The sequence below is a fragment of the Sphingobacterium faecium genome, from assembly GCF_003054045.1.
GTDB lineage: Bacteria > Bacteroidota > Bacteroidia > Sphingobacteriales > Sphingobacteriaceae > Sphingobacterium > Sphingobacterium faecium.
Map to the genome: position 1 here is coordinate 172,249 of NZ_QBKH01000004.1, position 14,479 is coordinate 186,727.

At 34.6% G+C, this 14,479-nt stretch carries 12 protein-coding genes; all 12 read left to right on the forward strand.

The window, feature by feature from the left end:
* Positions 1-51 precede the first annotated feature (51 nt).
* The 12 genes from trmD (at position 52) to C8N37_RS12475 (ending at position 14,325) form a co-directional block, all read left to right on the forward strand.
* On the forward strand, positions 52-729 hold the full coding sequence (gene trmD / locus C8N37_RS12420; RefSeq protein ID WP_108159185.1) for a tRNA (guanosine(37)-N1)-methyltransferase TrmD: 678 nt from the start codon (positions 52-54) through the stop codon (positions 727-729).
* A 243-nt stretch (positions 730-972) separates the two neighbouring features.
* Positions 973-2,376: an anthranilate synthase component I family protein gene (locus tag C8N37_RS12425; RefSeq protein WP_108159186.1), complete on the forward strand. Its 1,404-nt coding sequence runs from the start codon at positions 973-975 to the stop codon at positions 2,374-2,376.
* Complete coding sequence (locus tag C8N37_RS12430) at positions 2,373-2,672, forward strand: chorismate mutase (RefSeq protein ID WP_108159187.1); 300 nt, start codon at positions 2,373-2,375, stop codon at positions 2,670-2,672. The genes C8N37_RS12425 and C8N37_RS12430 overlap by 4 nt, the downstream gene beginning before the upstream one ends.
* A complete protein-coding gene (locus C8N37_RS12435) occupies positions 2,659-3,234 on the forward strand; it encodes an anthranilate synthase component II (protein ID WP_108159188.1) in 576 nt (191 codons plus the stop codon). Before C8N37_RS12430 ends, C8N37_RS12435 begins: the two co-directional genes overlap by 14 nt.
* A 2-nt stretch (positions 3,235-3,236) precedes the next feature.
* Positions 3,237-4,025, forward strand: a complete 789-nt coding sequence (trpC, locus tag C8N37_RS12440) for an indole-3-glycerol phosphate synthase TrpC (protein ID WP_108159189.1) — start codon at positions 3,237-3,239, stop codon at positions 4,023-4,025.
* A 68-nt stretch (positions 4,026-4,093) separates the two neighbouring features.
* Positions 4,094-4,609, forward strand: a complete 516-nt coding sequence (locus C8N37_RS12445) for an RNA polymerase sigma-70 factor (RefSeq protein ID WP_244914410.1) — start codon at positions 4,094-4,096, stop codon at positions 4,607-4,609.
* Positions 4,610-4,652: 43 nt separating this feature from the next.
* On the forward strand, positions 4,653-5,291 hold the full coding sequence (locus tag C8N37_RS12450) for a hypothetical protein (protein WP_108159190.1): 639 nt from the start codon (positions 4,653-4,655) through the stop codon (positions 5,289-5,291).
* Between the two features lie 138 nt (positions 5,292-5,429).
* Positions 5,430-6,518, forward strand: a complete 1,089-nt coding sequence (locus C8N37_RS12455; RefSeq protein WP_244914411.1) for a hypothetical protein — start codon at positions 5,430-5,432, stop codon at positions 6,516-6,518.
* A gap of 453 nt (positions 6,519-6,971) precedes the next feature.
* A complete protein-coding gene (locus tag C8N37_RS12460; RefSeq protein WP_108159192.1) occupies positions 6,972-9,362 on the forward strand; it encodes a TonB-dependent receptor in 2,391 nt (796 codons plus the stop codon).
* A gap of 42 nt (positions 9,363-9,404) precedes the next feature.
* Positions 9,405-10,661, forward strand: a complete 1,257-nt coding sequence (locus C8N37_RS12465) for a DUF4374 domain-containing protein (protein WP_108159193.1) — start codon at positions 9,405-9,407, stop codon at positions 10,659-10,661.
* Between the two features lie 78 nt (positions 10,662-10,739).
* Positions 10,740-11,873 (forward strand): PepSY-associated TM helix domain-containing protein, encoded by a 1,134-nt coding sequence (locus C8N37_RS12470; protein ID WP_108159194.1) that lies wholly within the window; start codon positions 10,740-10,742, stop codon positions 11,871-11,873.
* A 10-nt stretch (positions 11,874-11,883) separates the two neighbouring features.
* Positions 11,884-14,325 carry an outer membrane beta-barrel family protein gene (locus tag C8N37_RS12475; protein ID WP_108159195.1) on the forward strand — a complete coding sequence of 814 codons (2,442 nt, stop codon included), beginning with the start codon at positions 11,884-11,886 and terminating at the stop codon, positions 14,323-14,325.
* Positions 14,326-14,479: the final 154 nt, after the last annotated feature.

Here is a 14,479-nt window from a genome sequence, read left to right on the forward strand (position 1 = left end):
GTATAAAAGAAATTAATAATAGTAATTTTCAATTTTGTGTATCTTTGTCACATGCGATTTGATATAATTACCGTACTTCCAAGTTTATTAGAAAGCCCATTTGCGCATTCTATTTTACAGCGAGCACAGAAAAAAGGTTTGGCTGAAATTGTTGTTCACAATCTTCGTGATTATGCAACCAATAAGCAAAAAAGTGTTGACGACTATCCATACGGAGGAGGTTCAGGTATGGTGATGCAAATAGAACCTTTTGCTGCCTGTATTGAAAAACTACAGTCCGAGCGAAATTATGATGAAATCATATTTATGTCCCCTGATGGAGAAACACTCAATCAAGAAATAGCAAATAATCTATCTACTAAAGGCAATATGATGATTCTTTGTGGTCATTATAAAGGGATTGATCAGCGCATTCGAGATATTTATGTTACAAAAGAAATTTCCGTCGGTGATTATGTGTTATCAGGGGGAGAATTACCAGCAGCAATTTTAACAGATGCTATCATCAGGTTGATACCTGGAGTTTTATCTGACGAAACATCGGCATTATCTGACTCTTTTCAAGACGGATTATTAGATGCACCCATTTATACGCGTCCAGCAGATTGGAAAGGACATAAAGTCCCTGATGTTTTACTCAGCGGACACGAAGCTAAAATTTCAGCTTGGCGGGATGAACAGCAACTAATTCGGACCCAAAAAAGGAGACCTGATTTATTAAATGACTAATAAATTTCAGTTTTTATTGATTATTTATCATAAAAAGTTTGCATAATCATTTTTTTTTATAAATTTGTGATACAATGACGACAGTTAGAACATATACAAATTGGTGGTGGCCTGAAGCAACAAGCATCGGGGACTAATTGGTATTGTCAAAATATTTCATAATCAACCAAAACCATTTATGGAAGTTCAAACCCGATGCTACTCAGTATCGGGTTTTTTTATGTTTAAAAATTAAAGAATAAAATGAAATACACGTTTAAAACAAATCTTAAAAAATTGCTCGCTGATACGACAACACCAGTTAGCATCTATCTCAGATTACGTGATGTCTTTCCGAATAGCATTTTACTTGAAAGCTCTGACTACCATAGTAGAGACAACAATATCAGTTACATCTGTTGCCAATCTATTGCACATATCAAATTAGATAGTAAGCAATTAGAAATTGCGTATCCAAATGAAAAACTTATTATTAAGAGCAAGGAAGAAATCAATTTAAAAGAAGAGGTTGCTATTTTTAGAAAAGCTTTTGAAGCAACACACTCTACAGAGCGTAATATCATATCAAATGGACTATTTGGATACTTCACATTTGACACCATCGAGCATTTCGAAGATATCAAATTAACTACAGTTCCAAGTCAAAAGCTAGATATTCCTCATTTACAATACCACGTATACAAATACGTGATTGCGATTGACCACTTTCGCAACGAACTGTTTGTATATGAGCACTTATTAGATGATGAAGCATCAGAATTGGACAAACTTCAATATTTAATTCAAAATAAAAACTTTCCCGAATATACATTTAGTAGAACTGGAGAAGAGACTTCTAATAGATCCGATGAAGAACATCGCGAGTTAGTGAAAAAGGTAAAAGAACATATTCAACGAGGAGATGTTTTTCAGATTGTTCCATCACGTGCTTTTTCAACACCATTTCTAGGTGATGAATTCAATGTGTACCGTGCATTACGCTCCATTAATCCATCGCCCTATTTATTTTATTTTGACTACGGGAATTTCAAATTATTTGGTTCTTCACCCGAAGCGCAGTTGACTATCAAAAATGGGGAAGCAACCATTTACCCAATTGCTGGAACTTTCAAACGTACCGGCAATATGGAAGAAGATATTAAAATCGCCGAACAACTTAAAAACGATCCAAAAGAATCAGCTGAACATGTGATGCTTGTAGATTTAGCAAGAAATGATTTAAGCAGACACTGTAGCCATGTCGAAGTGAAATCATATAAAGAAGCACAGTACTATTCGCATGTCATTCACTTAGTCTCGAAAGTATCAGGCAAATTAAAACCTGGAGTCAATCCCTTTGATGTTGTCGGTGACACTTACCCCGCAGGAACATTAAGCGGTGCCCCAAAACACATGGCGCTCACACTGATAGACAGATATGAAGGTCAACAGCGTTCGTTTTACAGCGGGGCAATCGGCTATATGGGTTTCAATGGTGACTTTAATCATGCCATTATGATCCGGTCATTCTTGAGTAAACAAAATCTACTTAATTACCAAGCTGGTGGAGGTATTGTACTCGATTCAGATCCAGAGATGGAGTTACAAGAAGTAAACAATAAAATAGCAGCTTTGAGAAAAGCTTTAGAATTAGCAGAGACGTTATGATTAGACCGTTAGCATATTGTGATAATCTGTCACACATTCGTAGTTCAATTGATTGTATTGATTACAGAATCATTGAACTTCTTGCACAGCGAGCAGAATATGTTGAGCAAGCCGCTCATTACAAATCCTCATTAGAGGAAGTAAAAGCTGAGCAAAGAGTCATCAACATGTTTGAACAAAGAAACGAATGGGCATCTTCCTTTAATATGGATGCAAAACTGATTGAAAGTATATTTCAATCTATTATCAATCATTTCATTAATAAAGAAACAGAAATTTTCCATGAGCAATCATAAAATATTAGTAATCGATAATTACGATTCTTTCACGTACAATTTGGTACACCTATTACAAGAGTGCGATCAAGAGTATACCGTATGGAGAAATGATAAATTCAAATTAGAAGATGTAGCTGCTTTCGATAAAATTTTATTATCGCCAGGTCCTGGTATCCCCGAAGAAGCAGGTTTGTTGTTGGATGTCATTCGCGAATATGCTGACAAAAAGAGTATTTTGGGTATTTGTTTGGGACAGCAAGCAATTGCGGAAGTTTTTGGAGGCAAATTGTATAACATGCCTAGACCACTTCACGGTGTTGCGACAGATTTAATTATCACCGATTCTTCTGAAAAGTTATTTGAAAATTATAGCAATCACAGCAAAATTGCCAGGTATCATTCTTGGGCAGTCGAAGCCTCATCCCTTCCTGAATCTTTAAAAATAACAGCAACTGACGAAGACGGTGTTATTATGGCTCTATCCCATACCACGCTAGATGTAAAAGGCTTACAATTTCATCCAGAATCTGTCTTAACAGAAAATGGGAAACAATTAATTGAAAACTGGTTAAAAAAATAGAAATGACAATTTTAGATAAAATAGTTGAAAGAAAGAGAGTTGAAGTAGCTGAAGCAAAATCAAAAGTTTCGATTGAAGAATTAAGTCATTATCCACTCTTTGACAGAACTTGTTATTCACTAAAAGAATCTGTTCTTGATCCACAACGTACTGGTATCATTTCCGAATACAAAAGGGCATCACCCTCCAAAGGTGTTATTAATAATACAAACAGTGTTTCCGAAGTAGTACAGGGCTATCAAAAAGCGGGAGCATCCGCTATTTCAGTGTTAACAGATGCTGATTTTTTTCAAGGAAGTTTAGAAGACTTAAAAGCTGCTAGAGAAGTTTTGACCATTCCATTACTTCGAAAAGAATTTATTGTTGATCAATATCAAATTGCAGAAGCCAAAGCTTATGGAGCTGATATTATATTATTAATAGCAGCATGTTTGACAGTAAAAGAGATACAAGAATTATCCAGTTACTCCAAATCTTTAGGCCTCAATGTACTCTTGGAAGTCCATAACGAAGAAGAGTTAAAGGATAATTTATTGGATACAATTGACGCTATAGGTGTTAACAATCGAAATCTAAAAGATTTTTCTGTGTCACTAGCACATTCTTACGATTTAGTCAACAAAATTCCTGATCATTATATAAAAGTATCTGAAAGCGGTATCTCTGATCCAAGTACCATCCGTGAATTGAAAAACATCGGTTACCAGTCTTTTCTTATTGGTGAAAACTTTATGAAAACAACCAATCCTGGCGAAGCATTAGCCGAATTTGTAAAAGAAATATCAAAATAATTTAAAACGAATCTAAATAAGAGTATATTTGCTATCTTAAATCACAGATTAAGTAGCGCCTTCTTATTTTGGAAACAAAAATTTTTATCATAAATAAAGAAAACTTTGAGCAAATATACCTGCAGTACTGGGAGGGTATGTTTGCTTTTTGTTTGAAAAACATTCAAGATGAAGAAGTCGCAAAAGAAATTGTACAAGAAGTATTCAAGTCGTTATGGGAACGCAGAGATAGTCTTAGACTAAAAGAAGTAGAGCGTTACTTGATACGTGCTGTAAAACTAAAAACATTTGAATACATTCGTAACAAAGTTACTCGTCAGCAACATTTAGAAAATTTCACTAATAATAAACAAAACTATTATGTGGAATATCCATTGATTGCCGAGGAACTGTCACAAAAAATATCAAAATTGGTCAATGAACTGCCTACTCAATGCAAAAAGGTTTTTCAGATGAGTAGAGATCAAGGCCTTACGAATAAAGAAATTGCCACGAAACTGTATATTTCAGAAAGAGCTGTAGAATATCATATTTCCAAGGCTTTAAAAACGTTAAAAATGGAATTAACGGATTATATTAATTAAATGATAAAGAATTCCTGTATTTTTGTCATAAGTAAATATTGCGATGCAAGTTGATCATAAGTTGATAGAAAAATATCATTTGAACCAATGCACTCCAGAAGAACGAAATCTTGTGGAAGAATGGCTTATAGATGATACTTTAGACTTTCCCTCGCTTCCCATTTCTCAAGCAGACAAGTCCCATATCCAGTCAGAAATTTGGGAAAACATCAGTCCGCATATCACGGAATCTCCCGTAATAAAAAAAGAAAACCTGATAAAAAAACGGCTTCGTTATATCGCTATCGCTGCTTCTCTACTTATTATATTTGGTTTCTATATATCTAAAAATAATATAGACAAGGAGATCAGTTATGCCATATTTGACAATAGCACCGGTCCTAATTCAAAATATTTTGATAAGAATAACTATGAACTTATATTAGGAAAGCATGCTACAGCCAAGATTAATATCGAAACAGGAGAATTTTTCTCATTAGGTACCATGGTGATCATACCTAAGAAAGATTTTGAGTTTAATTTTACAGGTACTAGGGAGAAAAAAGAGCTGAAAAATGGGGAAACTTATTTTATCCTTAATTCTAAAAACACAGGTAAGCAAATTATTCTTTCCCAATCTGAGCTTACTTTCTTAGCGCCTACGATACAAAACCAACTTAAATTACAGTTTAACAATATATAGTCGCCCATATTAATATCTTCTTTCATGCAATTAAAACCTATTTCTAAATTTCTACTTCTTTTATTAATAGTTGTTTTTATTGGCTGTTCTAGTCGGGACCAAACTAGTCGTCCGAACGACAAATACAGTCTCTATATCATGAATAAGAATTTAGGCAATACAATTGTCACAGTCAATTCTCTTGATTCAGGGATAGTTGATATTCTTAAGCAAGGTATCAATTTACCTACGCAATATTTTGATCGCAGCATTATCATTCATGACGGTTATTTCTATCACATAAAAAATGCAAAATTTCGCAAATTTGAAATTAAAGAAAATGCATTATCAGAAATAGCTGCCATCGCAATGCCAGATGAATATATAGAAAATATGAATTGGCAAGGAAAAGACACATTATTGATTTTTACAGTTGATAATAAAACCTACAGCAAACTGAATTATTATAAAATAGATGTTAAGAAGTTTGAAGTTCTACAAAAAGAACAAATAGCGTTACCCCCGGCCCCATCCAATTTTTCAACGGTATCAATTGGATTCAGCACCTTGCATAACAAAAATTTGATACTCGGATATACCTATAATAAAGTGATCAATGAAACAGATTTTACAACAATTGACACGATGTATTTTGCGACACTAGATCCACAGACATTGCAAATAAAGTCCATAAATAAAGATAGTAGATCCACTTATCCAGGCGGCATCAATACCGTACAATCCTATAGCTTCCATGATGAAATAGGGAATTTTTACTTTATGAGTTGTCCTGGAATTGCACTAGGAAACAATCTGACTAAACCGACAGCAATCTTTAGAATTGAAAAAAATAGTTCCATTATCGATCCTGACTATTGCATCAATTTAACCGCAGCCACAAAAAATCATGCCTATGGCATGTGGTATATAGGAAATAATGAAGCAATCATCCGCAGTGAAAGAAAAGATCGCTATACTGATTTTAGTGATCATCATTCCACTTATCAATTTGAATATTATCGAGTAGAGCTTTTGAAAAATAAGGTCACTAAGTTAGATCTCCCTTTTGATAAAGGCACCCGTAAGGAATCTGTACTTGTCGAGAATGGCAAAGCTTATATAACCATTGATGACAAAGATGATAATCATCAAATCTGGATATATGATATCAAGACAAAAAAAATCAATAACGGATTAAAACTGAACCATGAAACCAATTTCATGGTTCGTGTTGATAAATTGAATTAATTTTTATTAACAAAAACAGATCGTTATAAATTGGTATGCATTTCTCTAGGGTTGACTCTTATTAAATTTAGATTCAGCTATCAGATGTAGTAAAGTCATTAGATTAAGATTAACCTACTTCTCCAATTTATAGTATATAGCTTCAGAAAAATATCAAGCTATGATTACTACATGACCTAACATCACAGTAAATAAACTGAACTCCTTCAAATATCTATCTTCAGAACATTCTACTTTCAATTAAATCCCTCTGATAAATCATTACTATAGCTATAATAATAGCAATTGATAATTCCTTATTTCACTTAATTACTCCAATATTTATAAAATATGGACTAATTATAGTGCTATCATTTAGGCGACTAGCATATTTATCCATATTTTTCACGCGCTGACCTTCGGTAAAAGTTGAGTTAAGCAACATCCTTATGTATAATTAATCTAAATAAAGGGATGTTAAAATTAAAAATTATATGGTTAAATCTATTCTTAATCATATCGCTTACTTCTTACGCACAGCAGAAAGGGGAACTTAAGGGAAAGGTAAGCACGAGTTCAAATGAACCGATAGAAGGAGCAACTATTACCCTAATAGGAACAAGCCAAGTTACACAAGCAGATAAGAATGGATTATTTTCAATAAAAAATCTTTCCTTTGGCAACCATACTATACGTATTTCAGCTGTTGGACATCAAGCCAAAGACAAAGCATTCCACATTAGCCAATTAACAACAGAATTGTCCACGATCCACTTGACCACAGAACATACAACAATGGATGAGGTAGAGATTGTTGCGCGGTCAGAAGCCCAGGAAGTACAAAAACAACCCTTTAATGTAACGGCTATAGATGCTAAGAAATTGTACAATACGACTATGGATATTGGGCAAGCTCTTAATCGCGTTTCTGGCGTGAGATTACGCGAGTCTGGTGGTATCGGATCAAACATGTCTTTTAGCTTAAATGGATTTTCCGGAAATCAGATTAAGTTATTTTTAGATGGTATACCGATGGATAATTTTGGATCATCTTTCCAATTAAACAATATTCCTATCAATTTTGCTGAACGTGTAGAAGTATACCGAGGAGTCGTTCCAGTATGGTTAGGAGGTGATGCTCTGGGTGGAGCAGTTAATATCGTGACAAAAAACCAACCAGGCAAATATATCGATGCTTCCTATTCATTTGGATCATTCAATACCCATAAATCTTCTGTCAATACCGGTTACGTAGCTGACAACGGATTTACAATGACATTATCTGCATTCCAAAACTATTCGGATAATAATTACTGGGTAAATGTAAGGTCATATAACTTCGATACGGAGAAATATTTTCCTGCCGAAAGAAGAAAACGTTTTCACGATACTTACAGAAATGAAACCTTGATCTATAATATAGGAGTTTCAAATAAAAAATATGCAGACCAACTTCTGTTTGGAATTACACTCGGTCAAAATAAAAAAGAAATCCAGACCGGTAATACCATGGAAGATGTATACGGTGGTAGAGAAAGTCTGGGGAATATTGTTCAACCGACATGGAAGTATATCAAGAAAAATTTATGGACAAAAGGTCTTGATGTTACTCTAAATGCACGTTACAATTTCGGTCAGGAAAGAAGTTTAGATACTGTACCTCGAAAATTCACTTGGACTGGAGAAAGTAGACCTAAAAATCCGGATCAACCCAATGCACCAGGAGGAGAAAATGAATTAACAGATTACCGCTATAAAAACAATAATGGCAATCTTACTGCTAACATTTCTTATGCAATCAATGATCAGCACAGCATCATGATCAATCATTTGTTGACAACATTTGATAGAAAGGGTAAAGATCATTATTATCCAGATTTAGAAATTAACAAACTTCCTCGAAAAACAACCAAAAATATTACAGGTATCGGATTCAGAACCGCTTTACACGATCGCTGGGATGCTAATCTTTTTGTAAAAAATTATAACCAACAAGGAAAATATTTCACAGAAGTCAGTAAGCAAGTTTATGAAAACTTAGAAACGACGACCAATAAAATCGGATATGGTTTAGCAACGTCCTATTTTGTCAATAAGGATATTCAATTAAAAGCCTCTTATGAAAAAGCTTACCGACTTCCAGATAATACGGAACTATTTGGCGACGCTTTAGATATAAGCGCTAATCCGACCTTAAAACCAGAAAGCAGTGACAATATTAACTTCGGATTGTCTTATGCTCTGAAATGGAAGGAAAGCAATCAACTCATCATCGATGCCAATTACATCTACCGAAATGCAACAGACTTTATTCGCCAGAGCATTGGGCCATTAACGAGTAGCGGAAAAAGAGAAATTAAAAGTGCCAATTTAAGAAGTGTTCAAAATAATAGTGTTGATATCAATCTGAAATATTATTATAAAAATCATTTATCAATTGGTGGGAATATGACATATCAGAACCTGATCAATACGACACAATTTGAAGATGGACAAACGGTAGAGAGCAGTATTTACAAAGATCGTCTTCCCAATATGCCATATCTATATGGCAACGCAGACGTGGCTTACTATTTCCACCATGTTGGTAAACAAAATAACACCTTAACAATTGGGTATAATCTACAATATATCCATGAATTCTTTCTAACGTGGCCAAGTTTAGGGACACCATCCCAGAGATATAAAATTCCAGAACAGCTCTCACATGATATCAACATCATCTATTCTCTAGCCTCTGGAAAATACAACATCGCTTTAGAATGTAATAATCTAACCGATGCCACACGCTACGACAATTTCGAAATGCAAAAACCGAGTAGATCATTCAACATTAAATTCAGATACTTTATACGTACAAAGTAATAACATTCAATAACAATCAAAATTCAATAACAAATAATAAAAATGAAAAAGTTAAACACTTTAAGAATGCTAACATTAGCATGTGGCGTTTTAGCCATTACTGCATGTTCAAAAGACAATCCTTCTGAAAGCGGGATTGATAATGGAAATTCTGAAAAAAAAGAAAAATTTGTTTTTATAGTAGACGGGCAGGGTAGTTCTGAGTCTGGAACTTCAGGTAAATATATATTATCTACAGACAATGTTACTGACGGTTCTATCAGTATTGTAGGCAATGGCATGCCAGCAACGGAACATTCCTTTATCAATCAAAACAACTACATCTTTGGATTAACATATGGCGGTCAAGGCCCTATAACACCTTATAATATTGACAGCAAAGGTGAATTCCAGAGACTTAAAGATGAACAAGTAAATGCAGAATCTGCGGGTATCTATGGTAATTATGGTGACAAAAACATTATTTTAGGTACGACCAATAGAAGTATTGCAAACCCTGTTGCAACTTTAAGAAATTACGATGCACAAAACTTCTCTATAGCAAATAAAAATACCGTAGATCTATCCAAAGTTTTAGGTGGAAAAAGAATGGCCATCTGGACGGGTGTATTTCAAGTAGGCAATAAATTATATGTTCCTTTTCAATCTGGCGACGGATCAAACAACTGGGGTGGTAATTTTACCACTACCGACACCACATATATCGGGATATTCTCTTATCCAGAGTTGAAATTTGAAAAAACCATCAGAGATGGTCGTGGTTCACACATTGGAAACTGGTGGGCACAGCAAGGTCTTGCTGTTGACGATAAAGGCGATGCATATGTGTGGTTCTCTGCAAATGAAGCATCATTAGCCTCTAAAAACAAATCGGGATTCCTAAGAATCAAGAAAGGAACAGATGAGTTTGATAAAGACTATTATTTTGATATCGAATCATTAGGAAATGGAAAAATTGCTAGAGGAAGCTATCTTAAAGATGACAAATTTTTAATGACCATCTATAATAAAGGTCAGCAAGCTGAAGGTGTAGGTGGTGGATTAGTAAAATTATATATTGTAGATATCCAAACAAAAAAGATGACAGAAATCAAAGAAATTCCTGCTCATGAGCAACAAGGCTATAAGGATGTCGTATTTGTTGAAAAAGATGGTAGCAAAGCTTACTATGCATGTCAAAGCTTAGAAGACAAACAATATTATACTTACACCATTGACATCAAGAATGCAACAGCGAAAAAAGGTTTAAAATTTGTCGGAGTAGCAGGTGTTTCGTCAATGAGTAAAATCAATTATTAAAAAAATCCATTTATTCTGTCAAAGTATCCCTTTGACAGAATAAATTTTATCACTTCATACATATTACTGTAAATCATTATGCTCAGCAAAATTAATGCATGGTTACATCTTTGGTTGGGATTAGCGGCAGGTATACCTGTCGTCATCCTGAGTATTACTGGCTGTGTACTTGTCTTCGAACATGACATAAAAGAATTAACCACAAACTATATTCAGGTAGAAGCACAAAAATCCGAAGATCAGCTCCCGCCTTCTGCCATATACAAAGCAGTTCAAGCCGCTATTCCAGACAAAGAAATTGCTAGTTCTTGGTATTATGGTTTAGACAAATCCGTAAAAGTAAGTTTAGATCACTCCGATAGCTTAGTTTATGTAAACCCTTACACCGCCGAGATACTAGCCGTAGTCAACCACGAAGATTTTTTTCATTTCATGGATGAGGGGCACCGTCACTTATGGATGCCAAACAAGATAGGTCGTCAAGTTGTAGGCTGGAGTACATTTATATTCTTTTCGCTATTAATAACAGGACTTATATTGTGGTGGCCAAAAAAATGGAATAAAAGATCTCGGGAACAAAGTTTCAAAATAAAATGGCGCGCTAAATTTAAACGCATTAATTATGACCTGCATAATGTTTTAGGTTTTTACGCATTGACAATCGCATTAGTGATGTGTCTTACAGGATTAGTGATGAGTTTTCCTTGGATGCGCAAATCCGTGGTATGGCTTAGTGGTGGATATCCAAATAAACCTAAAATGGAACAAGTGGAAAAAGAAACTCCAGATGATCAACCTTTGAATGATGCATTGCTCGTTGCGGATCAAATCTGGTATAAAGTGCGACATGAATACGCTCGTCATAATAAAGAAGCAGTTATCGTACATTATCCTGAAGAAGAAGAAAAAACAGTTTATGCTTGTACTGATATGGCAAACGGAACATGGAGAGATTTAAATTTTGATCGCAATACTTTAGAACTCACTGGTCGAAAACAAGGACCTATCGATGATGCGAATACCACAGAATGGCTCATGCGGTCAAATTATGCCCTACATACAGGATTTATTGGTGGAATGACCACTAAGATCATCTACTTTTTAGCTTCACTCATTTGTGCAACTTTACCCATTACTGGCTTCTATATCTGGTGGGGGAAAAAGAAAAAAACAGTAAAAAAATCCAAAAAAGTTCCATCCGTAACCTCTTAAACTTGCTGACATGTTTCATCACTGTAGATACTTTATTAGTTTATTTTTAGTTTTCACCTTATTTGCTGCATATGCTCAAAATTCTACTACAATCGTTGGTCGTATCATAGATGAAAATGCAGCACCAATCCCATATGCACAAGTAAGTCTACATCATGCTCCTGATGGGCGTGTCGCAAAAATTATAGTAGCAGATAGTATTGGAAATTTTACTTTTCCAAATACATCCAATGGAAATTACTATGTGCATATAAAAAACATGACCCACCAAGATCTATTAACCCCACATTTTACATTAAGCGAGCACATCAATAAACACGATCTTGGAAAAATAATGCTTCAACAAAACAATGCCTATCTGGACGAAGTTGTTATCCATAAACGCAAACAATTTATTGAACAACACCAAGATAAAACCGTATTTAATATCGAAAACTCAGCACTGGCAGACGGAAATAGTGGTCTAGAATTACTCACCAAGATTCCAGGAATCAGCTTGGATGATAAGGGCAGTTTCAGTTTAAAGGGTAAATCAGGAGCCTCTATCATGATCAATGGTAAACTGACCTATCTTTCTGCAGATCAGCTCGCCAATTTATTAAGAAGTACTTCATCAACAGATATTACCAAGATAGAAGTCATGACCAATCCAAACGCCAAACAAGATGCGGCCGGAACCTCAGGTATCATCAATATTGTCCTTAAAAAAGGGTTAAAGCAAGGGTGGAATGGGACTGTCTCTGGTAATTTAGGTGCAGGTCGAGGACTACATCTCGGTGGAAGTTTGGACTTGAATTATAGAACCGATAAAGTAAACATCTTTGGAAATTACAATCAATATTTTCAAAATCTAGAGTATTACAATTCATTAACACGCTATTTTTATAAAGATTCACGAGAAGAACCAGAAACTTTTGCTCAACAGGAAAACAAGATACAGCCGAAACTTCGTTCTAATAATTTCAGAGTTGGGATGGACTTTTACTTAACGTCTAAACAGACTCTAGGCTTTCTAGTAAATGGAGGTTTTGGTAAATATCCAAAATATGAACCAACCACCAATCATTTTAGAAACTATACAACAAAAGATCTCATCTGGTCAGCTTCCACTATAACCGAAGGGAAAGAAAGATGGGAAGATATGCTTTATAACATCAATTATAATTGGAAATTTAATGAAAATGGTCACGAACTAAAAGTAGATGTAGATTTTATTGACCATTATTCCAAAATGGATCAAACACTTACTACCCAATATAGTAATGAAAATCAAAATAATATACGCCCCCTATCTTCACGTATTGGTGATATCCCGTCTGACAGTAAAGTATACGTAGCAAAAATCGATTATACTCTTCCTTTTAGTGAAAACTTTAAATTAGAAACGGGTTGGAAAGCAAGCCATATCCGGACAGAGAATGATCTGCGGTATGATACTCTTCAAAACGAAAATTATGTTCCCGATCAATCGACAAGCAATCACTTCATTTATAAAGAGACAATACAAGCAGGTTATGTCAACATCTCAAAAACCTGGGATAAATTTTCAACACAAGTAGGACTACGTGCAGAACACACGTCGACCGATGGAAATCAAATTACTTTAAATGAGCAATTCTCTAAAGATTATTTAAAGTTTTTCCCTTCAGCATTTCTATCCTATAGCATCAATAACAATCACAAGCTGCAATTAAGTTACAGCTATCGTGTTGAACGACCTTCATTTTGGAGCCTAAATCCATTCCGTGTGTATACTGATCCTTTCTCCTATTCAGAAGGAAATTCAAAACTAGATCCCGCTTACGAGCATGCATATGAAGCGAACTACACCCTAGCCAACAAATACATATTTACGTTAAATTATGCAGACAGATCAAATGTCGTAAATGAGATCATTGGATTAGATCCTACCAATGATCAGATCACCTACGAAAGACCGGAAAATATTGGCTCATTCAAAAATTACGGAATATCATTTATGGCACCTACCCAATTTTTCAATTGGTGGACAGCAACACATTTTGTCAACTACTATAGAAATGAATACGAGATTCCACAGGAAGATGCCTTGATCAAACGTTCAGGAAATACATTATCATTAAATACACAAAATAATTTTAAACTCCCAAAAAATTGGTCAATAGAGATTGGTGGAAACTATAATTCCGGATTGACTATTGGTCTAACTGATATCAAAAGTTATGGGGTTGTTTATTCAGGAATACAAAAGAGCATCTTAAATAAAAAAGCAACAATTAAACTTGTTGTCAACGATATATTTCATACTAATAATCGTCGTTATGAAACCATTTCAAATGCCGTTAGATTAATAGGAAGATCTAATCCCGACAGCAGAACCGCTATTTTATCTTTCAATTATCGATTTGGAGGTTCTGAAAATGCAACAAAAAAACGATCAACAGGATCTGAAGAGATAAAAAATAGATTATAACTAGATCTCAAAATAACAATATTGAAGGGTCAAAATAATACACAAAGAGCTATCAAATTTTAACTTGATAGCTCTTTGTGTATAGTATCTGTTACAATAAATCGCGAATAAATCGTGATATCCCGTTTTATTATCATATGACATTCATATCAAA